Origin of the sequence: Butyricicoccus sp. AF18-9LB, from assembly GCF_027684505.1 — a bacterium.
GTDB lineage: Bacteria > Bacillota > Clostridia > Oscillospirales > Butyricicoccaceae > Agathobaculum > Agathobaculum butyriciproducens.
Map to the genome: position 1 here is coordinate 107329 of NZ_JAQCWA010000001.1, position 21792 is coordinate 129120.

Annotated in this window: 15 protein-coding genes; 1 reads left to right on the forward strand and 14 read right to left on the reverse strand. The window is 58.1% G+C overall.

The features are described 5' to 3' along the window. From trmFO to PGY33_RS00605, 14 genes are all read right to left on the reverse strand, one after another. Positions 1-1305: a methylenetetrahydrofolate--tRNA-(uracil(54)-C(5))-methyltransferase (FADH(2)-oxidizing) TrmFO gene (gene trmFO, locus PGY33_RS00540; RefSeq protein WP_270476897.1), complete on the reverse strand. Its 1305-nt coding sequence runs from the start codon at positions 1303-1305 to the stop codon at positions 1-3. After that, positions 1302-3788 carry a type I DNA topoisomerase gene (topA, locus tag PGY33_RS00545; protein WP_270476899.1) on the reverse strand — a complete coding sequence of 829 codons (2487 nt, stop codon included), beginning with the start codon at positions 3786-3788 and terminating at the stop codon, positions 1302-1304. Before topA ends, trmFO begins: the two co-directional genes overlap by 4 nt. A 241-nt stretch (positions 3789-4029) precedes the next feature. After that, entirely contained in the window at positions 4030-5277 is a 1248-nt protein-coding gene (gene dprA, locus PGY33_RS00550; protein WP_270476900.1) for a DNA-processing protein DprA, read from the reverse strand. A 13-nt stretch (positions 5278-5290) separates the two neighbouring features. Further along, positions 5291-6058: a TrmH family RNA methyltransferase gene (locus PGY33_RS00555; RefSeq protein WP_118480363.1), complete on the reverse strand. Its 768-nt coding sequence runs from the start codon at positions 6056-6058 to the stop codon at positions 5291-5293. Continuing rightward, a complete protein-coding gene (locus PGY33_RS00560) occupies positions 6055-6711 on the reverse strand; it encodes a potassium channel family protein (protein WP_118480361.1) in 657 nt (218 codons plus the stop codon). The genes PGY33_RS00555 and PGY33_RS00560 overlap by 4 nt, the downstream gene beginning before the upstream one ends. Before the next feature lie 91 nt (positions 6712-6802). After that, a complete protein-coding gene (locus PGY33_RS00565; RefSeq protein ID WP_270476903.1) occupies positions 6803-8173 on the reverse strand; it encodes a TrkH family potassium uptake protein in 1371 nt (456 codons plus the stop codon). A gap of 746 nt (positions 8174-8919) precedes the next feature. Continuing rightward, on the reverse strand, positions 8920-10293 hold the full coding sequence (locus PGY33_RS00570) for a TRAP transporter large permease (protein ID WP_270476905.1): 1374 nt from the start codon (positions 10291-10293) through the stop codon (positions 8920-8922). Continuing rightward, positions 10290-10832, reverse strand: coding sequence for a TRAP transporter small permease subunit (locus PGY33_RS00575; protein WP_161274227.1), 543 nt, complete (start codon positions 10830-10832; stop codon positions 10290-10292). Before PGY33_RS00575 ends, PGY33_RS00570 begins: the two co-directional genes overlap by 4 nt. Before the next feature lie 62 nt (positions 10833-10894). Continuing rightward, positions 10895-12046, reverse strand: coding sequence for a TRAP transporter substrate-binding protein (locus PGY33_RS00580; protein WP_270476907.1), 1152 nt, complete (start codon positions 12044-12046; stop codon positions 10895-10897). Between the two features lie 92 nt (positions 12047-12138). Continuing rightward, on the reverse strand, positions 12139-13140 hold the full coding sequence (gene dctP, locus PGY33_RS00585; protein ID WP_270476908.1) for a TRAP transporter substrate-binding protein DctP: 1002 nt from the start codon (positions 13138-13140) through the stop codon (positions 12139-12141). 182 nt (positions 13141-13322) lie between these two features. Continuing rightward, a complete protein-coding gene (locus tag PGY33_RS00590; protein WP_118480357.1) occupies positions 13323-14048 on the reverse strand; it encodes a response regulator transcription factor in 726 nt (241 codons plus the stop codon). Beyond that, positions 14042-15514: a sensor histidine kinase gene (locus tag PGY33_RS00595; protein WP_158578136.1), complete on the reverse strand. Its 1473-nt coding sequence runs from the start codon at positions 15512-15514 to the stop codon at positions 14042-14044. Before PGY33_RS00595 ends, PGY33_RS00590 begins: the two co-directional genes overlap by 7 nt. 207 nt (positions 15515-15721) lie before the next feature. Further along, entirely contained in the window at positions 15722-18292 is a 2571-nt protein-coding gene (locus tag PGY33_RS00600) for a hybrid sensor histidine kinase/response regulator (protein ID WP_270476910.1), read from the reverse strand. Then, a complete protein-coding gene (locus PGY33_RS00605; RefSeq protein WP_117489432.1) occupies positions 18282-19094 on the reverse strand; it encodes a substrate-binding periplasmic protein in 813 nt (270 codons plus the stop codon). Before PGY33_RS00605 ends, PGY33_RS00600 begins: the two co-directional genes overlap by 11 nt. 230 nt (positions 19095-19324) lie before the next feature. On the opposite strand from PGY33_RS00605, the gene PGY33_RS00610 reads away from it, so the two are divergent. After that, positions 19325-21694, forward strand: a complete 2370-nt coding sequence (locus tag PGY33_RS00610) for an HD domain-containing phosphohydrolase (protein WP_118480353.1) — start codon at positions 19325-19327, stop codon at positions 21692-21694. The last annotated feature ends 98 nt before the right edge of the window (positions 21695-21792 follow it).

Below are 21792 nucleotides of genomic sequence, written 5' to 3' on the forward strand. Positions count from 1 at the left end.
TTAAAGCTCTCCCTTCAGTTTTTCGATCTGCTCGAGCGCCCGCTCGGAGATTTTGGTGTTCTTCTCCCGCTTGCCCTTGATTTTATAGCCGAGCGGCTCGATAATGCCGAAGTTTACGTTCATCGGCTGGAATTTCGCAACCGTGTGGTCGGAAATATAGGTCGCCAGTGCACCGGTGGCGGTCAGGCGGTCGAGTGTCGGCATCGGTTTGCCGAGCACATCCACCGCGGTTGCCACGCCCGCCACCCAGCCGGAGGCGGTGGACTCCACATAGCCTTCTACGCCGGTCATCTGGCCCGCAAAGCGGATGCGCGGGTCGGCTTTGAGCGCGTAAGTTGCGTCCAGCAGGCGCGGAGAATCCAGGAATGTGTTGCGGTGCATGACACCATAGCGCACGAACTCAGCGTTTTCCAGCGCCGGAATCATGGAGAACACGCGCTTCTGCTCACCGAACTTGAGGTGAGTCTGGCAGCCGACCAGATTGTACAGCGTGCCGTTTGCGTTGTCGCGGCGCAGTTGCAGGACCGCATACGGATCCTTGCCGGTTTTCGGGTCCGGCAGGCCGATCGGCTTGAGGATACCGAACCGCAGCGTATCAAAGCCGCGGCGTGCGTTGACCTCGATGGGCATGCAGCCCTCGAACACCTTGGAGTCCTCGAAGCCGTGCACCGGTGCTTCCTCGGCGGTGGTCAGCGCATTCCAGAAGGTCTCATACTCCTCGCGGGAGAACGGGCAGTTGATGTAATCCGCGGTGCCCTTGCCGTAGCGGGAAGCCTCGTAGGCGGAATCCATGTCGATGCTCTCAGCCGTGACGATCGGCGCGGCCGCATCGTAAAAGTGCAGGAAATCACCGCCGACCTTGGTGTGGATGGCGTCAAACAGCGTATCCGACGTCAGCGGACCGGAGGCAACTACAACGCGGCCTTCCGGAATCTCGGTCACTTCACCGTAAACCACCTCGATGTTCGGGTGGTTTTTGATCTTCTCGGTGACGGCTGCCGCGAAGGCTTCGCGGTCAACCGCCAGTGCGCCGCCCGCCTCAACGCGATGTGCATCCGCACAGGAGAGGATAAGGCTGTCCAGACGGCGCAGCTCCTCCTTGAGCAGTCCGGCGGCGTTCGCCAGCTCATCCGAGCGCAGCGAGTTGGAGCACACCAGCTCGGCAAAATCGTCCGAGTGGTGCGCAGGCGTGTGCTGCACCGGCTTCATCTCACACAGGCGCACGGAGATACCGCGCTGTGCCAGCTGCCATGCAGCCTCACAGCCGGCCAGTCCTGCGCCGACTACTGTTACCATTTCACTCATTCGGCGCTCTCCTTTGCCGTGGTCTTTTTCTTTGCGGCAGGCTTTTTCGCTGCTGCTTTCTTCTCAGCGGCTTTTTTCGCCTTCTCGGCCGCCTTTTCTGCTTCATACTTTGCCAGAGCCTTGGCGTACTGCTCCTGCTGCTTGGCAGTCAGCTCCTGTACAGCCTCGTCCTTCAGCTTTTTGAATTTATTGGTGGTCTTGGTCATCCACGGCAGGGTTTTCTTCGCGGTGGATTTCTTGACAGCCGCCTTTTTCGTTACCTTCTTGACCTTTTCCTCGGTCTCGCCGTTCTTCTCGTCGGCTTCCTTTGCGGCAGCACGTTCCGCAGCCTTGGCGGCACGCGCTTCGCGCATCTTGCGGCGCTTTTCGGTCTCCTCGGGCGACAGACCCTCCTTGACCAGCTCCTTGTAGCCGCAGCCCTCACGCAGACAAACGTCCGTGACCTCCTTGGAATCGCGGTCGGTGTGGCGGAACAGCGAGGAATCGCAGTTCGGGCACTTGGTCTTGAGCGGCTTGTCCCACGTCATAAACTGGCAGGTCGGATAGGTGTCGCACGAGTAGTACACATAGCCGCGTGCGGACTTTTTCTTGACGACCTTTGCACCGCAGACCGGGCACGCAGCGCCGGTGTCCTCGGTGATGGGCTTGGTGTTGGTGCACTCCGGGAAACCCGGGCACGCAAGGAATTTGCCGAACCGGCCGGACTTGATGACCATGTTGCGTCCGCATTTCTCGCAGATAACGTCGGTCACCTCGTCCTGAATCTTGATGCGCTTGCCCTCGAGGTCGATCTCCGCCTGCTTGAGCGCGGCCTCAAAGCCGTCATAGAAGTTGTGCAGCAGCTGGATATAATTCAGCTTGCCCGCCTCGACCTCGTCCAGCTCATGCTCCATGTTGGCGGTGAACTCGTAATCGGCAACCGACTTGAACTCGTCTACCAGCAAGCCGGTAACGCCCTCGCCGAGCGGTGTCGGACGGAGCGCCTTGTTCTCCTTGGTGACGTAATCGCGGTCAATGATGGTGGAAATCGTCGGCGCGTAGGTGGACGGACGGCCGATGCCGCGTTCCTCCATCGCGCGGATGAGCGAGGCCTCGGTGTAGCGTGCGGGCGGCTGCGTAAAGTGCTGGGATGGCTCGATCTTCTCGGCGGTCAGCTTGTCGCCCTGATCGAAGCGCGGCAGCGGCTTTCCTGCGGAATCCTGCTTTTTCTCGTCGTCCGTGCCTTCCTCGTAAACCGCAGTAAAGCCCGGAAACGCGACCGTATGACCGGATGCGCGGAACACCTGACCCTCGCAGACGATATCGGCGGAAACCGTATCGAGAATGGCGTCTGCCATCTGGCAGGCCACAAAACGCGACCAGATCAGGCGGTACAGCTTGAACTGATCTGGCGTCAGGTACTTGCGGATCTCCTCGGGCAGCAGCTGCACGTTGGACGGACGAATAGCTTCGTGCGCGTCCTGCGCGTTGCCTTTTGTCTTGAACACACGCGGCTTGCCCGGATAATATTCCTCGCCGTAGCGGCCGCGAATGAAGCCCGCAGCGGCAGCGGTGGCCTCGTCCGCCAGACGGAGCGAGTCGGTACGCATATAGGTGATAAGACCGGTCAGACCGTATTCACCGAGTTCAATACCTTCGTACAGCTCCTGTGCGATGCTCATCGTGCGGCGCGGCGTCATATTCAGCTTGCGGCTGGCTTCCTGCTGCAGCGTCGAGGTGATGAACGGAGGTGCGGCGGTGCGTTTTTTCTTGCCGCGCTTGATATTGCCGACGGTGAACGGCTTGCCGGTAACGGCGTTGACAACATGCATCGCCTGCTCTTCGTTTTTCAGCTCGGCCTTGCCGTTCGCATCGCCGTAGTAGCGCGCGGTGAACTGACCGCCGTCCGCGGTCTGCAGCAGAGCCTCGATCGACCAGTATTCCTCCGGCACGAATGCGCGGATTTCGTTCTCACGATCCACGACCAGACGGGTTGCAACGCTCTGCACACGGCCTGCGGACAGACCGCGCTTGACCTTGCGCCACAGGAACGGCGACAGCTGATAGCCAACGATTCGGTCGAGAATGCGGCGTGCCTGCTGTGCATTTACCAGATCAATATCAATATCGCGCGGGTTCTCGATGCCCGAGCGGACCGCCTGCTTGGTGATCTCGTTAAAGGTCACGCGGCGGGAATTTTTGTCCTTGAGCTTGAACAGCTCCTTGATGTGCCACGAAATCGCCTCTCCCTCGCGGTCAGGGTCAGTTGCGAGGTAAACGAAATCGCTCTTGCGGATTTCGCTGCGGATTTCCTTGATGATTTTATCTTTACCCTCGATCGGCACATATTCCGGCTGGAAATCGTGCTCGATATCGATGCTCATTTTCTTTTTCGGCAGATCGCGCAGATGTCCCATCGAAGCCTTGACGACATAGTCCGAACCGAGATATTTTCCGATCGTCTTTGCCTTGGCCGGGGACTCCACGATGACTAACTTAGACATAAAAACCTCCAGAAACTATTTCGTACGCAACCACGCTTGCGTACGAGAGGATGTACCGAACCGCGGGTTCGGATACATCCCATGCGGAGAAAAGTTCCTCCTTCGTCGAAACCTTTCTCCGCACTTGTATAAAAAGGGTGATACATGCTCCCCCTTTTTATGAATTTCCTGCGGAAATTCTATTGAATGCGCACCTTACGGTGCGGAATGCGTGTATTTCTTTTCTTCTCTCTCCTGCTTATCACCAGGTGCCGAGGATGAGTCTGCCCTTTTTCCGGCGCAGGATACCATCCATTTCCAGCATGGTGACAAGGCTCATCACCCGCGGCGCTGCAAGACCGCAGCGGTCGATCAGCTCCTCGGGCGTGCTCACACCGTCCCGCACGAGCGTGACGATGGTCTTTTCATCCTCATTTAAGCCGTCCGGCAGCGGTTTTGCAGCCGCAGACGGCTGTTTGGGTTCGGCCTTCGCCTTTTCTGCGGCAGCAGCGCGGCGCTGTTCGGCCTGCTGCTCGCGCCTGCGAATGTCCTCCCACGCGCTCCGTGCCGCCGGTTCCGGATACTCGCCGGTCTGGCGCCGGAACGCCTGCTGTACCGCCTGTTCGGGCATCATGCCGCCGTAGGCGCGCACGAGCGTCACCGGGCTGCTGAGCAGCGCGGCTTCGCCTTTTTCGATCAGCTCATTGCACGACTGCGACTGCGGCGCGTCTATCGGACCGGGCACGGCGTACACATCGCGTCCCTGATCGAGCGCGTGACGCGCGGTAATGAGCGCACCCGAACGCCAGTCGCTCGCCTCCACGATAACGGACGCGACCGACAGGCCGCTGATGATGCGGTTGCGCTGGTGGTAATTGCGTCCGTGCGGCTCGGTGCCGGGCGGATATTCGCTGATGATGGCACCCATGAGCAGGATATCGCCCATCAGGCTGCGGTGCTGCGGCGGATAACACACATCGGGACCGCCCGCCAGCACGGCAACGGTCAGACCGCCCGCCTTCAGCGCACCGCGGTGTGCCGCGCCGTCATTGCCGAGTGCCATGCCGCTGACGGTTATCATGCCCGCTCGGGCAAGCGTTGTGCCAATCTGATCGGCGACTTTCAGGCCATACGGTGTCGCCTTGCGCGTGCCGACGACGGCTACGGCGGGAACGCTGTCGAAATCCGGCCAGCGTCCGCGCACATACAGCACGGTCGGCGGATCCGGGATCGCCCGCAGGCGGTCCGGGTAAGCGCTGTCACCGATGGTAATGATCTGGATATTCTTTTCCGTGCAGGAGCGGATGACCTGCTCTGCTTCGGACGTATCCTTGTCGCACAGCAGATCGACATGGGTCTTGCGCAGCTCACACGGCGCAGCTGTCAGTGCCTGCCGGTCGGCGGCGAACACTGCCTCCGGAGAGCCGAAGGCATCGAGTACCTCGGCGGCTGTGCGCGAGCCGAGTCCGCGCTTGAGCGAAAGCCAAACATAGCTGAGTCTTGACGGCATAGTGCCCGCCTCCTCATTTTGTCATTTCGTAGATCACGATGGCCGCGGCAACGCCCGCATTGAGCGATTCGGCACGGCCCTTCATGGGAATGATCACGCGCCTGTCGGACAGACAGAGCGCCTGCTCGGTCACGCCCTTTCCCTCACTGCCGATGATAACGGCGGCTTTGGAAAGCGAAACCGAAGAAAGCGGCACGCTGTCCTCATGCAGCGCGGTGGCGTACAGCGGCAGACCGTTCCGGTGCAGCCGTTCGGCAGCCTCCGCAAGCGGGAGCGTCACGCACGGCAGACGGAACACCGCGCCCATCGTCGAGCGCACGACCTTGGGTGAAAACGGATCGGCGCAGCCCTCGCACAACACAACGGCGCCGAGCGCGAACGCTTCGGCGGTGCGTAAGATCGTGCCAAGGTTGCCCGGGTCCTGTAAGCCGTCCAGCAGGAGCACCTGCCCGGCTCCGTCCAGCGCGTCCGCCGTCCACTGCGGCTGCTCGCAGGAAAAGATGACGTTCTGCGGCGTTTCCACCTCACTTGCGAGTTTGAACAGCGCATCCGGTGCAGAATAGAGCGATGCTCCCTGCTCTTCCGCCTCTTTGACGAGCGGACTGTCCCAGCCGTCTCTCACAAGCACGGTTTTCAGCTTCGCGCCCGAACGCAGTGCTTCTCCCAGCATTTTTTCGCCCTCGCACAGCATTTCCCCCGTGCTCCGGCGGTATTTTCGTTCCCGTCCCAGCCGCGCAAGATGCTTGAGCGCGGCATTCTGACGGCTCTGTATCTCAATCAATGCAGTTCCACCACCCTGCTCACAAATTTATTTTCGCCCATGATAAACAGAAGATCATCCGGCTCGATGGCCCTATCCGGCTTAGGACTTGCATCCAGTGCACCCTGTTCACCATGACGGACGGCGAGCACATTCACTTTATGCTTCTGCCGCACGTCAAGCTGCACCAGCGATCTGCCGACCCAGCTTTTCGGCGCGTGTATCTCCAGAATGCTGTATTCGTCCGACACGCCGATAAAATCCACCACGTTGGTATGTGCCAGGCGCTGTGCCAGCTTGCAGCCCATTTCGCTCTCCGGCAGGACAACACGGTCCGCACCGACGCGCTCGAGCACCTTGGCATGCACAGTGCTTCTCGCTTTGGCAATGATGTATTGCGCGCCCAGATCCTTGAGCATGACTGTGATGAGGATGCTCGCCTCCATATCCGTACCTACCGCAACAATACAGCAGTCGAAGTTGCGCACGCCGATGGCCCCCAGCACGGCTTCGTCCTGCGCGTCGCCCTGCATGACCTGCGTCACATCATCCGCGATGCGCTGCACGCTCTCGGCGTTCTCGTCGATGGCAAAAACCTCCTGACCAAGCTCGGTCAGCTCCTGCGCAACGGCGGTACCGAATCGGCCCATGCCGATCACCAGAAAGGATTTCATATCTGTCTCTCCTTTGGATAACTGCTTAATCTACTTCACCATAAAGGCATCATCACGCAAAATGCCGAAAATGTAATTGCGGAATGCTGCCTCAACCAATAAACACATCTGCGTCCGGGTATTTGAGCCTTGGCGGCTCTCTGCGGCGCATGAAAACGGCAACGCCGAGCGTCAGCACACCGACACGGCCCATATACATCATCACGATCAGAATGACGCGCGAAGCCGCCGCCAACGTCGGTGTCAGACCCATGGACACACCGACCGTGCCGAACGCGGAGACCGCTTCAAACAGGCACTGGTGAAACGGTGCGTCCTCGATTCCGGCGATCGCACAGGCGCCGACCAGACAGAGCACGCCGCCTGCCATGAGCAGGGTTACGGCGTTCATGATGCTGCGCGGCGCAATCGTCCGGCCGAACGCCGAAACCGTTGTGCGCCCGCAGAAGGCGCTGATGGCCGTGAGCACGAGCACGGCCGCCGTCACGGTCTTGATGCCGCCTGCTGTTGAGCCGGGCGATCCGCCGATGAACATGAGCAGGCACGACACCGCCTGACTCGGGCCGGTAAGCGCGCCGAGGTCGATGGTGTTGAAGCCTGCCGTGCGCAGGGTCACGGACTCAAACGCCGCCGCAAGCAGCTTGTGCGGAGTATCAAACGCACCGAGCGTTGCCGGATTGCTCCACTCGAACAGCAGCGTCCAGCCGAAGCCGAACAGCAGCAGTCCTGCCGTGGCCGTCAGCACGATTTTCGTGTGCAGGCGCAGGCGGCGGAAACTGTGCTTGTCCCACACGTCACTCCACACGAAAAAGCCGAGACCGCCGAGCACGATAAGCGCCATCACCGTAATGTTCACGAGCGGATCCTCCGCCCAGCCGATGAGCGACTGAAACGGATCGTCCGGTGTGCCCATCAGGTCAAAGCCTGCGTTGCAGAATGCCGAAACCGCGTGGAACACGCCCATTGTGATTCCCTTCGGGAAACCGTAATGCGGCACGAACCGGCAGGACAGCAGAATTGCTCCCGCTCCTTCGATGATAAACGTGCCGAACAGCACGCGCCGTGTCAGACGGACAATGCCGCCGCCGTCCGACAGATTAAGCCCCGCGCTCATCACCATGCGCTCGTGCAGCGTGATCGTTCGCCGCAGGACAAACGACGCAATAGCCGCGACGGACATAAAGCCGAGTCCGCCGATCTGAATCAGCAGCAGGATGACGCACTTGCCGAACACCGACCAGTGCACCGCCGTGCTGACCGTGACGAGTCCGGTAACGCAGCTCGCCGAGGCTGCTGTGAACAGCGCGTCGAGAAACGGCGTTATCTGTCCGTCTGCCGCCGAAACCGGCAGCATCAGCACCAGCGCACCCACCAGAATCGTCAGCGCAAAGCCGACGGCAAGCACCGTCGGCGCCCGCAGTCCCAGATGCCGCTTATGCACCATAAAAATCTGCGTCTGCACGATAAATCCCCTCCTTTAACGATGCTGCAGTATGATATACCGAAAGCCTGAACGCACCGTTCAGGCTTAGGCTGTCGGCGAAACTACAGTTTCGCTGACAAGCAGGAACGGACCGTGAGCCGTTCCAAAGTCGTCCGAAAGTTCCAATACAGAAACTTTCTCCCTCCAGAAGTCAAAAAGTCAGGTACTTGCCCCGACTTTTTTGCATTTGCAAAGCAAATGCTATTTTACACGCGCTGTCGCGCGAATTGGCTGAAGCTGCATGAATATTGACCTTTTCGACAAACCGAGCCTGACCATACCGTTCAGGCTTTGAACAGGCATACATTATATAATAGTATAACATCGAATTTTTGACTGTTCAATATAATCTTATACCCGAAATTTTTCGATAAGTCAAGCGATTTACGGAATTTTTCCACGCAAGAATAAGCAAGTGCTCTCTGATTTCCAATAGATCAGAGAGCCCGGAGGGGGCTGCCGCCGGCAAATACTCCAACAATCCGGCAGACAGAGATTTATTCCACAGTTCAAACGCATCTACACATGTCCCTTTTCACGGTGAGAGGGAACCGCATTGAACTGTAAAATAACACAGGTAACAAATGGTACGTTTTTTTGCGTACCCATCCAGTATAACACCATATCCTGCACAGTCAATAGTTATTTTTTGCCCAAAACCTGCTATTCCTTAACGCAGATGAGCCTTCCGGCACAGGTGGCTGCCGGAAGGCTCAGGAGAAAGATTAAGATGCTACCAGATTCGGGAGGAAATATACAATCTGCGGGAATACCGTTACCAGAATTACCACTGCGATGATAATCAGGATGAACGGGATAACGCCGCGGTAGATTTCCTGTATTTTGACCGACGGCGGCACAATGCCCTTGATGTAGAACAGTGCGAAGCCGAACGGCGGCGTCATAAAGCAGGTCTGCAGCATAACAGCTGTAACTGCGACGATCCACAGACGGTCGAAGCCGAACATATCCATAATCGGCAGGAAGATCGGGAATACGATCATAACGATACCCAGCCAGTCGAGGAACATGCCCATAACGAATACGATCGCCATCATGATTGCGAACGCGCCCCATTTGCCGATGCCAACGCTCGAAATCCAGGTTGCAATCAGCTGGTCGCCGTCGAGCGACATGAAGATGCCGGTGAAGGCAGACGCGCCGAACAGGATGATGAATACCATCGCAGAGGTCTTTGCGGTGTCGATCAGCGAATCGTACAGCATTTTGAAGCTGAACTGCTTGTAGAAGATCGCGAGAATAAGCGAGAACAGTGCGCCTACGCCTGCCGCCTCGGTCGGGGTTGCCCAGCCGGTGAAGATGGAACCGAGCACGCCGACGATCAGGATGACCGGCGGGATCAGGTTGACGAGCGAACCGGTAATGCGCTCACTCAGCGGCATAGCAGCCAGCTCTTCGGTGGTCATCGCCGGACCGTAATCCGGGTGAATGTGGCAGATCACGAACACATAGATCATGTAGAACAGCGACAGGACAAGACCCGGAACGATGGCGGCGAAGAAAATCTTGCCGACCGATACATTCGCATAGGAGCCCATCGAAACCAGCATGATGGACGGCGGGATCAGGATGCCGAGCGAACCGCCCGCACACACCATGCCGCACGCGAGAGACGGCTTATAGCCGCACTTCAGCAGCACCGGTACGGACAGCATGCCCATGGTAACAACGGATGCGCCGACGATACCGGTCGTGGCAGCGAACACGGTGGAAACCACGATCACTGCCAGACCGAGACCGCCCTTCAGAGGACCCAGCAGGTAGCGGATAGAGAGGAACAGCCCATCCGCAACCTTGGAATGTGTCAAAAAGTTTGCCATCAGTACAAACATCGGGATCGCGACCATGGAATAGCTTTGCATCTGGTCGTACACCTTGGTCATGGCGATGGTGATGCCCGGGCCGCCCCAGGCGAGATAACCGATAACAACACCGGCGCCGCCGAGGACGAACGCAAGCTCCTGACCGGCCGCAAGACCGATGATCATGATAAGGAACAGTACGCCAAGCAGGATCGCGCTGAGCTGTGTTGCGCCCACGCCGGACTGCGTGACAAGATTGGTCAGCATTTCCATCATGCAGCGTCGCCTCCCTTCGTATCATCCGTGCCGGAAACGGCTTCACCGATGCCGTGCACGCACTTGAGCATCTCGGAAATGCCCTGCAGTGCGAGCAGCGTCATGCCGACGAACAGCGCCAGCTTGACCGGCCATGCCGGCGGCGCCCATACCGAGTAGCCGCGCTCACCCGTGGTATACGAGCGAAGGAAAAATCCGAAGCTCTCGGGCACAAGCACGAATACGAACGGAACAAAGAACACCAGATAGGTAATCAGGTGCAGAATGTTCTGCGCAAGCGGTTTGAGCCGTGCATACAGCACATCGACCGCAACAAAGGCCTTCTTCTGGAAGCCGTAGGCGCAGACCATGATAATGTAGCAGCCGAAGGTCATGCAGATGACGTCCATCGTCCAGATCTGCGGACTGTGGAACAAACGGCGCAGCACGACTTCGGTAACAATGACCGCGAGAATGCCAAGAACGGCGAAGGAAGCAATCCTGCCGATCCAGTCATTGACGAGGTCGATCACATCGCAGATGCGTTTGATCACTTTCATATATTACACCTCATCTTCTGAGGCTCCGTGCTCTCAAAAGAGAGCACGGAACACTCTGTCGGTCACTTTTCGGATTCATCGTAGTTGAAGCCCCAGCCGTAGTCACCGAGCATTGCGCGGTAGGTATCGGCATGTTCACGGTAATCCTGCATAGAGCTGTATACCATGTTGAAGTTTTCATTCTTCGCAGCTTCTTCTTCGTAAACCTGACGGCAGGTCTCACGGATGGTATTCCAGTCGTCCTGGTTCATCTTGGTGACGATGCAGCCATCCTCCTCGAGCATCTTCTTGGTGGAATCGAAATCCATCCACAGGTAGCGGGACAGCTGCTCGGAGGTGCAGATCTCAGCCGCCATCTGGATGGCGTTCTGGTACTCCTCGGGGAGCTGATTCCATGCATCCTTGTTGATCATAACGCCGTTGACACCGCCGGACTGATACCATGCAGGCGAGCACCAGTACTTGGCAACCTCCTGCAATTTCAGCGAATCATCCGAGCACGGCGTGGAGAACTCGCCGCCGTCGATAACGCCGCGCTGCAGGGACTCATAAAGCTCGCTTGCCGCAACGGTGGTGATGTTGATGCCCAGCTTTTCCGCTGCACGGCCGGCCATAACGCCGCCGAGGCGGATCTTCATGCTCTGCATGTCCTTGATAGAAGTGATCGGCTTGGTCGAACGGATACCGGACTCTGCGTGGTTGATCATGATCGGGAAATACGTCATGTTGTACTTGCCGTACATATCCTGATAGCACTGCAGACCGCCGCCCTGGGTGATCCAGATGTAGTAGTCCATGCCGGTGAAGTTATCCATCGTGGTAGAGAGCAGCTCAAAAGCGGTATCCTTGCCGCTCCAGTAGCCGCCCCAGTCACCGCCGCACTGAATGGTGCCGTTCTGGACATAATCAAACAGCTGATTTGCCGCACACAGCGAGCCTTCCGGATAGTTGGTGATGGTGAAGCGTCCGTCGGTCAGCTGGCTGACCAGCTCGGAGAAGCGCTCGTCACAGGTGAAGTGAATGTTGCCGTCCCCCCAGGTGGAACCCATCTTCCAGGTGATGACCGGCAGATCACTGCTGCCGCCTGCAACTGCATTGGCGTTTGCCGCATCCATCATGCCGCTGTCCGCGGCATTGCCGCAGCCGGACAAACCAAGGGTTGCCGCACCGACTGCACCGCAAAGCAGACCTGCCATCAATCTTTTGATTTTCATCTTTTTAGCCTCCTTGTTCGTTTTCCTCTATCGAAAACGCCGTTTTGCGGACGTTTGCGAACAAACTGGTCATGCACAAGGAGGAGTTCTCGCTAATCGCTGTCGGCCAGTGCCTGTACGGTCTGCACGACCTCCTTCTGCGCATCGGAAAGGTGTTCGTAAATCGGCTGCACCGCTGCACGGAACTTTTCGGCCTGCTCCTCATCGAGCAGCGCCATGTAGCAGCCGCTGCGGGATGCGTGCAGCATTGCTCGAACCTCTGCGCTCTGCCAGTGGTCGCGCTGCCACGAAGCCGCCTCAGCGGCGCATCGCTCAATGATGGTCTGCTCCTCCTGTGAGAACGTTTCCCACGTTTCCGAGGACGCGACCAGCACATCCGCGTTGTAGGAATGTCGGTCGTACGTCCAGTACGGTGCAAGCTGATAGTAGCCACTGTCCACATAGGTAGGCAGTGTGCTCTCGGCGCCGTCAATCCGGTCAGTGCGGAGCGCGAGCGCGATCTCATCCGGCGGCAGCGTCACCGCCTCGGCGCCCCACATCGGAATGACCTGCTTCATCTGCGAGGAATCCTCGGTGCCGAGCCGCAGGTCCTTCATGTCATCGAGTGAGGTGATCGCCTTTCCTGTCGTGAAAAAGCACCGGTAACCGGCATAAAAATAGCTTAAACCGGTAAGGCCCTTGTCCTCTAGCGAGGCCATTACCTGCTGACCGACTGCGCCGTCCAGCACCCGGAACAGGTGCTTGTCCGAGGTGTACTCGTACGGCAGCTGCAGCGCCGCAAGCTTCGGTGCATACGCTGCGGCAGACGAGATTGGCGTGCGTACAAAATCAATGCCGCCGTACACGCACTGCTCAAGTGCGGATGCATCGGTACCAAGCTCGTTATCAAAGCTCGGCAGAATTTGTATCGCGCCGTCCGTTTCCCTGCGCACCATGTCGCAGAAGCGCTGACACGCCTGATTGGCGAGGTAGTTTTCGCTCTGCCCGCTGGCAAGGCGGTAATAGCGGATATGCGGCTCGTCCGTGCCGCCGGTACATGCACAGAGCATGAGCAGCAGCCATCCAGCGATCACACACCGAAAGCGTTTATTCATCTTTCCATCTCCTATTATATAGGGTGACCAGTTTCGGCAACATCGTAAATACTTGCGGTAGACAGGTAAAATCACAGCGTACTGAAAATTTTCACATTCTATTTTATGACATTTGCATAAACATTTTGGAAGATATAGTAAATTTTCCGTATAAATTCCGTAAATTCTGCCGCGCGGCTCGTTCAGTTTGCGTTATGATTGCGGTACTCGGTAGGCGTTACGCCCAAATGCCGCTTGAACACCTTCGTGAAGTAGTTTGCATCCGTATAGCCGACCCGAACAGCGATTTCCCGTACCGGAATATCAGTCTGCTGCAGCAGCTCAACCGCACGGTCGATACGGTAGGCGGTCAAGTATTCAAGGAAGGTCTGGTTATACGAGGTGCGAAAAAAGCGTGAGAAGTAGAACGAACTCATGCCCATCGCCTCTGCCGCCTGATCAAGCGACACATCCTGCATGTAATGATGCTCCAGCCACACGGAAAACTGGGTGCAGAACGTATTTCCCGGCTTGTCCCCGCATACCGCCGGACGGCTTTCCGGCAGCAGATTCAGCTTGCGCAGGCAGGCGGTAATCTGTGCGCTGTCAAACGGCTTGACCAGATAATCCGTTCCGCCGGCCCGCATGGCGCCTACGGCGTAATCGAAGCGGTCGAAGGCAGTCAGGAATACAATGTGGGTTTCCGGCATGGCTTTGTGGATGATGGCTGCCGCATCAAGGCCGTTCATCACCGGCATTTCAATATCCATCAGCACCAGCTGCGGCTGAATTTGACGGGCGCGTTCAACCGCCTCCCGTCCGTTCGCAACTCCCTCGATGAGTGCATCCGCGCCAAGCAAATCGCGCATCTGTCCGCTCAGATTCTGCAGACTCAGCGGTTCGTCCTCCGCGATCAGTACCTTTAACATATATGCTCTTCCCCTTTCATGGGCAGTATGATGCGGGCTGTCGTGCCCAATCCGGGACAGCTGACAATGCGGAAGCTGCCGCCGGACAGCGCAATGCGTCCCGCGATATTCTGCAGGCCGATGGACCGGTGTCCCTCGGCGGTGTTCTGTTTCATTTTGCTGCGCGAGAAGCCGCCGCCGTTGTCCGTAATCTGGATGCGGCAGCCATTCGGTGTGCTCTCAGTGACAATGCGGATGCGGCCGCCCGCACTGCGGCTGCGCATGCCGTGTACGATAGAGTTTTCCACAATCGGCTGCAGTGTGAATTTCGGCAGTTCACAGGCCGCACAGCGGCTGTCGCAGTCCATCTCGAACGAAATGCGTTCACCGAACCGCAGCTCCTGCAGGGAAATGTAGTCGCGCAGCAACGCAAGCTCGCGGTCGAGTGTTACCACGCTGTCGTCATGGTCAAGCGTGTAGCGGAAGAAGTTCGCCAGCCGCACCACCATGTCGCCGGTGACGGTCGCCTGCTCGATTCCGGCCATGTTGGCCACGCTCTGCAGCGTGTTGAACAGAAAATGCGGGTTGATCTGGCTCTGCAGCTGCGCAAAGCGACTCTGCTCGATCAGCTGCCGCAGGCGTGCTGCCTCGCTCTCCTGCTGACGCAGGGATTTTTCCAGCTGTGCTTCGCTTTCCAGTGCGTGAATCGTCCGCGCAATCTGGTGCTTGAGGTGGTTGAACGAGTCGGCGAGCATACCGATTTCGTCCGAGCGTGCAAAGTTAAAGTCCTCAATGTCGTATTCGCCATCCGCGACGCGGTGTGCACCGCGGCTCATCTGCTGTACCGGCAGCAGCAGGCTGCGTGCGTAGTACAGCATCGCGCCTGCAAACAGCACGCTGCCGATCGCGGCTACGATGGTAAATACCATGTTCTGCGCGGTACCCCGCTGACCGAGGACCAGATAACCCTCGCGTCCCTCCATCAGAAAGGCCGCCGTCAGCTGGTCGGTGTATTGCGTCAGATAGCTGCCCTGTGTACGCAGAGCTTCGTAGTTCACCGCGTCAAATGTGCCGCCATGCAGCTGCGCGATGAACGTCTCCTGACGGACTCGATAGCTTTTCATCGTGCGGTCGATGACCTGCTTGAGCACCTCGCTCTGCGTGTTGCCGTCGGTCTCTGCGCTGCGCAGCCGCTCCCACGCACAGGCGGTGTCCTGCACGGCGTCCGCATATTTGTCGATCGTATCGGACCCGGGCGCCGCAAACGTCAGCTCGCTCAGAAGCGCATTTTCCTGCTCCATGGCGTTCATGTAGTCCGTGCAGCGTGCATATTCGGACAGGATATCATTGCTTTTCTCGCGGTAATCGTAAAAATCGTTCATTAACAGTCCCACCACCAGCAGAATGGGAATGACGAATGCGCAGCTCAGCACGATCGCCTTGTTCACAATGGACAGATGCACCCACCATTGACGTACTCTGTGCACAGACCCACCTCCTTTGTCAGATTTTATCATAAGCCAATTAATAAGCAATGTAAACCTTTTCTGGGCAAAAAAAGGTAAAAAAATCCGCCGTACCGGCAGTGTGCAAAGAAAAACGCAGGAAGGCATCCCTAACGGACGCTTCCTGCGTTTCCTATTCAATCTGATCCGGCAGCTTCCTTGTCGAATAACGCAATGAAAATGAAAGCGTTACGGCGACAGCTTCTCCCGGAGCATCGTGAGCAGCTGCTGCATATCGAACGGCTTGGAAAGATGGCCGTTCATGCCTGCCTTCTCTGCGTTCTGCCTGTCCTCGTCAAAGGCGTTCGCCGTCATGGCGACAATGGGCAGACCCGCCTTTTCGGCATCCGGCAGAGCGCGGATGGCACGCGCAGCCGCATAACCGTCCATGATCGGCATCTGAATATCCATCAGCACCAGATCATAGTGCCCGGGCGCACTCTCGCGCACCTTGTCTACCGCGACCTTTCCGTTTTCCGCCGTGTCCACCTCGAACCCGCCTTCCTCGAGCATCGTCACCGCGATTTCGCGGTTGAGGGCGTTATCCTCGACGACCAGCAGCCGTTTTCCGGCGAAATCCGCCTTTTTCTCCGTCTGCTCCGCAGGCTCTGCCGAAAGAAACGGCTCAGCCAGTACGCGGCGCAGCTCGGACATGAACAGCGGCTTGGCGCAGAACGCGGTCACGCCTGCGGCCTTTGCCTCAACCTCGATATCCGTCCAGTCGTAGGCGGTCAGGATGATGATTGGGGTGTTGCTGCCGATCAGCTTGCGGATGCGGCGCACGACCTCAAGGCCGTTCAGATCGGGTATCATCCAGTCGATAATGAAGACATAGAAGCCGTCGCCCTGCTCGATCGCGTCCTGCGTACGGACGACAGCCTCATGTCCCGAGGTCGTCCAGTCCGACCGCATGCCGATCATTCGCAGCATTTTGCTGACATTCAGACAGGTGTCGGTGTCATCATCCGCCACAAGCGCACGCAGACCCTCAAGCTGGGGGATACGCTGCGGCGCGGCCTGCTCTCCGCTGATAGGAAAGCGCAGGGAAACTGTAAATTTCGAGCCTTTCCCCGGCTCGCTCTCGACCGAAATATTGCCGCCCATCATATCGACCAGATTTTTCGTGATCGCCATACCGAGGCCGGTTCCCTGAATTTTGCTCACGGTTGAGGTCTCCTCGCGCGCAAACTGCTCGAAGATATGCTCCTGAAACGCCGAGCTCATGCCGATGCCGGTGTCACGGATATGGAATTCATAGTCCGCACTGCCATGCGGCGCGGTCTGCTTCTGAACGATGCGCAGGGTGATCATGCCGCCTACCGGGGTGAACTTGATGGCATTGGACAGGATATTGAGCATGATCTGATTGAGGCGCATAGGGTCGGCAACCACATTCTCGTCCTCCACATCGACCATGTCGATGAAAAGTGAGATGCGCTTGGCTGTGATGCTCGGCTGGATGATATCGCGCAGGTCGTGCACAAGCTCGGGCAGCTGCACCGGGCGCAGCTCGAGTGAGACCTTGCCGCTCTCGATGCGGCTCATATCGAGCACATCGTTAATAAGCGAGAGCAGATGCTGGCTCGCCGTTGCGGTCTTTTTCAGGTAGTCGAGCACCTGCTCGCGGTTGTCGATATGGGTGGCCGCAAGCGAGGTGAAGCCGATGATCGCGTTCATCGGCGTGCGGATGTCGTGCGACATATTGAACAGAAATTCGCGCTTGGCGCGGTTTGCCGCCGTTTCCTGACGGATAGCGCGTTCAAGCTCGGCGTTTTTCTGCTCAAGCGAGGTCTGATATTCCTTTTCGAGCGTTTTCTGCTGCTGGAGAAAGCTCTTTTCCGTGCCTCGGCGCACAAACAGAAGCAGCGTCAGAACGATCGCACAGGCGAGGAACGACACAGCCAAATTGACCGGCGTCTTCGTGTAGAGCAGTCTGCCCGGGACATATATATAGTAGTAGAAGTTGCGCCCGTGGCTGTACATGCCGTAGTATCGGGTCAGTCCCCTGCGTCCGGCATAGACTAGCCGATCGGCATGGCCGCTCGAGCGGATGCGGCGGAGCAGATCATTTTCCGTGGTATCCGTACCGATGAGGGATAGATCGTCCGACGCGGTTACGCGGTTGCCGTCCGACAGGAGCACGGTTCCCGTGGTCTCGGCGTCGTAGCCGTCGAGCAGATTCTGCACGGAGAGCACGGATTTCTTTGCGAACGCCGCCCCGGTGTGCCGCCAGCCAAGCACCGCGCCGCGGTCGTCCGAACAGCTGCGCACGGCAACGTCGGCAAACGAGCCGTCGGTCAGCTGCACGCGCCGAACATAGGTGCTCTGCGGATGACCGATCACAGCGAGCACGCGCTCGGCTTCCAAATCGGTTTGCAGGCGGGTATAGCCGATGCCGTCCGTGCTGTACTCGCAGACCAGCCTGCCGTTCGCATCCAGCACCGAAATGCCGGTCAGCCCCAGCCGCTCCGCATACTGCCGCAGCTCATCCTCGCCGCAGTCAAGCGTCACGCCCTCCAGCTCCTGAACGGCGGTCGTTCCGCGCACGAGCGCCTTGGCCACGGCAGTCTCGTTATACTGCACATAGGAGGAGGACTGCTCCTTTACAAAGTCGATCAGTTCGGTCATGCGCTGCTCGCAGTCCCGCATATCCGCGTGCCGGGACAGCAGGAATACCGCGCTGAGGAACAAAAGCCCCGCTGCGAAGCACAGGCACCAGAACGTCCTTCGTAAGACAATGCGTCGGGAATTATTGTTCAAGCTGCTCCACCTCCAGACTGTGCGCGGGGACCTCGAGATATTTTCCGACCAGCTGTTCCATGCTGCCGTCCTCGCGCATCTGCGCGACAACCTCGGTCAGCTGCGCCGCAAGACCGCGTGTGTCGTGCCTGGAAAATGCCACGCCGATGCCGGTCGTCAGCAGCGGTTCATCCAGAATGCGGAAGTTCGCGCCGTAGTCCTTCATATACTGCCGGATAGCCTCCTCGTGTCCTGCTACTGCGTCCACATAGCCGCAGTCCAGCATGGCATACTGCACCCCGCGGTCAGCGAGGCTGATGACATTTCGGAAGGCCGGGACGTTTTCGCCTCCGCTCAGAAAGATCGCCTCCGGCTTGCCGGTAGCCTGCACCGCGATGGTCTTTCCGGCAAGATCGCTCATTTGCTCGATGCCGCTCTGCGCGCCGACGGCAATGACCTGACGGCTCACCAGATACGGTCCCGCCCACTGATAATCGTTCTCGCGGCCGTCCATGGAAAAGCAGCCCCATATGCAGTCGATTTCTCCGTTATCGACCAGCTCGGTCTTTTGTTCCCAGTCGATCGTGGTGAATTCCGCGCGGTATCCCATGCGGCGGAATGCCTCCTCCGCAATATCCACGTCCAGACCGGTAATGTCGCCGTTATTATCCATATAAACATAAGGCGGATAGGTGTCGCTGCCGACGGTAATCGTCGGAAGTGTGCTGTCGGATGCCGCCTCCGAGGCGCAGCCGGACAGCAGACCCGCCGTCAGCATGGTCAAAAGCGCCAGAGCGCATTTTACCCGTTTGTGTCTGTTCATACCGATGATGGTGTCCTCTCTCTTGTTCGTTGTCTGTGCCGCAGGTCGGCACAATTTATTTTTTATTATAACATGCTGCCGCGCTCCTGCACAACAGAAATTTCCGCCGTTGGCGCTGACGGAAGTTTTCCTTTATTCTGCATCGCATTGGTAGTATAATATAATTGTGTAACCGGTCAAATTCCGGTAAACAAAGGGAGGGAGAGCGACCCGGCTGCGGTCGAACGACTATGAACCGACAGAAAATTCTGATTGTTGATGACTCAGAACTCAACCGAGAAATGCTCAAGGCGATTCTCGGTGAGGAATATGACTACGCAGAGGCAGAGGACGGCGCGCAGGCCCTCCTCATGATCCAGCAGGATATGCACATCGACCTGCTGCTGCTGGATATCAATATGCCGAAAATTGACGGCTTCGGCGTGCTCGAGCGCATGAATCAGTTCCGCTGGATCGAGGAGCTGCCAGTCATCATGATCTCCGCCGCCGAGGACCGTGCGGTTATCGAACGCTGTTACAGCCTTGGCATTACCGACTATATCCGCCGTCCGTTCGACTCCTTCATTGTGCAGCGCCGCGTCAAAAACACGCTCACGCTCTACGCCAACCAGAAGCGGCTGATGGACATGGTCTCCGACCAGATCTATCGGAACGAGAAGAACAGCCATGTCATGATCGGCATCCTCAGTCATATTGTCGAGTTCCGCAACAGTGAGAGCGCACAGCATGTGCTTCAGGTGCAGACCGTGACCGAAATGCTGCTGCGCAAGCTGACCGAAAAGACCGATGTATACGGTCTGACCGAGGAAAAGATCCGCCTCATCACCACCGCGTCCGCCCTGCACGACATCGGCAAGATCAGCATCCCCGAGAGCATTCTGAACAAGACGGGCGCACTGACGCCCGAGGAATTCAACATCATCCGCACCCATCCCGCCGTCGGCGCATCCATGCTCGAGGAGTTGACGCAATACCGCGACGAGCCGCTGGTCAAGGTCGCTATCGAGATCTGCCGCTGGCACCACGAGCGCTGGGACGGCGGCGGCTATCCGGATGGTCTGCTCGGTGAACAGATCCCGATCTCGGCGCAGGTGGTCGCACTGGCGGACGTATTTGACGCGCTGACCAGTGACCGCTGCTACAAAAAGGCGTACAGCCACGACACCGCCATCACCATGATCCTCAACGGAGAGTGCGGCGCGTTCAACCCGATGCTGCTCGACTGCCTTCATGAGATCAGCATGCGCCTCCGAAGCGCACTGCCGACGCTCGCCGCCGATCAGGTGCTCCACCGCGACGCAAAGCGCCTGTCTGCCGAGCTGCTGCAAAAGAGCGATGTACCGCTCAGCGACCGCGCCCAGCGCGAGCTGGATTATGTCAAGGAAAAGCTGGATTTCTTTGTCTCCTGCTGCGGCGATGTGCAGTTTGAGTATGACGTTCCCGCCGATATCGTCATAATAGCCGACCAAAGCCGTCCGCGGCAGCAGCAGCGCACGATACTGAACGTGCATGAACCGGACAGTCTCCGACTGCTGCGGCCGGCCGATATTGCGCGGCTAAGAGCCGCCCTCAAGGCCACAACGCCCGAGAACAATGAGCTTTCGCTCAGCCTGCTCCTGCCGGTCGGGCACGAGCAGCACTGGCACAACATCCGGATGCGTACGCTCTGGTCGCCGTTCTCCCCCGGTCACTATGTCGGCGTAATCGGCTGTCTGACCGACACGCAGAAAGTGCAGGACAGCTGTGCGCCCTTCCGCTGCACAGACAAAAGCGCAACGGACGAGCCGTCGATCACCAATGATATACAGCGTCTGAGCGCGTTCTTTGATGTCGTCCGTCTGGTTGACCCGACGAAATACGCCGTGCTCGATCTCGATGCGGACGGCGTTCTGCACCGCACGGGTGAGCGCTGCGCCGCATTCTGGGATACCGACGTGGGCTGCGCCAACTGCATCTCTGCACGGGCGTATGCTGAGCATACTACGCTCAATAAGCTCGAATTTACACGAAATGAGATGTATTTCGTCATCTCCAAGTATATTACGATCAACGGCACGCCCTGCGTGCTCGAGCTGGTCTCGCGGCTCAACGAGGGCCGCTGGATCGACGCAAACGGCTCACGTTTTCTGCTTGACCGCACGCGCGGCGAGGATATGCAGCTGTTCCTCGACCCGCTGACCAACGTCTATTCGCGCCGTTATTTTGAAACCTACCGCACCCACCTTGAGGGCATGGAGGGCGTGGCGCTGATCGACGTGAACAGCTTCAAGCTTATCAACGATCGCTACGGCCACGCCGCAGGCGACGCGGCGCTGCGCGACATTGCGGACGCGGTGCGCTCCTGCATCCGCAAGACCGATATTCTGATCCGTTACGGCGGTGACGAGTTCCTGCTGCTGTTTCCGCGTATGACCGAGGAGGTCTTCCTCGACAAGAAAAAGCAGATTCAGCAGGCCGTGCGCGGCATCCGCATGTCGGAGTTTGCAGATGTTCAGCTTTCGGTCAGCATCGGCGGCATCTGCGGCGTGCATCCGATCACAGAGGCTATCCGCAAGGCGGATTATCTGATGTATCTGGACAAGGCAGAGCAGAAGTCCTGAAAAGCGAAATCCCCTGCCGGGGAGACAGAAAATCTGTCCCCGGCAGGGGATTTTTTTTGCGTTCTTTCCAAGCGGCAGCGCGACGGAGTCTGCGCAAG

What these genes read in the sequence shown, in the direction of transcription:
- trmFO (WP_270476897.1), bottom strand. Translation starts at nt 1,305, where the DNA reads ATGAGTGAAATGGTAACAGTAGTCGGCGCAGGACTGGCCGGCTGTGAG.
- topA (WP_270476899.1), bottom strand. Translation starts at nt 3,788, where the DNA reads ATGTCTAAGTTAGTCATCGTGGAGTCCCCGGCCAAGGCAAAGACGATC.
- dprA (WP_270476900.1), bottom strand. Translation starts at nt 5,277, where the DNA reads ATGCCGTCAAGACTCAGCTATGTTTGGCTTTCGCTCAAGCGCGGACTC.
- PGY33_RS00610 (WP_118480353.1), top strand. Translation starts at nt 19,325, where the DNA reads ATGAACCGACAGAAAATTCTGATTGTTGATGACTCAGAACTCAACCGA.
- PGY33_RS00575 (WP_161274227.1), bottom strand. Translation starts at nt 10,832, where the DNA reads ATGAAAGTGATCAAACGCATCTGCGATGTGATCGACCTCGTCAATGAC.
- PGY33_RS00560 (WP_118480361.1), bottom strand. Translation starts at nt 6,711, where the DNA reads ATGAAATCCTTTCTGGTGATCGGCATGGGCCGATTCGGTACCGCCGTT.
- dctP (WP_270476908.1), bottom strand. Translation starts at nt 13,140, where the DNA reads ATGAATAAACGCTTTCGGTGTGTGATCGCTGGATGGCTGCTGCTCATG.
- PGY33_RS00570 (WP_270476905.1), bottom strand. Translation starts at nt 10,293, where the DNA reads ATGATGGAAATGCTGACCAATCTTGTCACGCAGTCCGGCGTGGGCGCA.
- PGY33_RS00590 (WP_118480357.1), bottom strand. Translation starts at nt 14,048, where the DNA reads ATGTTAAAGGTACTGATCGCGGAGGACGAACCGCTGAGTCTGCAGAAT.
- PGY33_RS00605 (WP_117489432.1), bottom strand. Translation starts at nt 19,094, where the DNA reads ATGAACAGACACAAACGGGTAAAATGCGCTCTGGCGCTTTTGACCATG.
- PGY33_RS00580 (WP_270476907.1), bottom strand. Translation starts at nt 12,046, where the DNA reads ATGAAAATCAAAAGATTGATGGCAGGTCTGCTTTGCGGTGCAGTCGGT.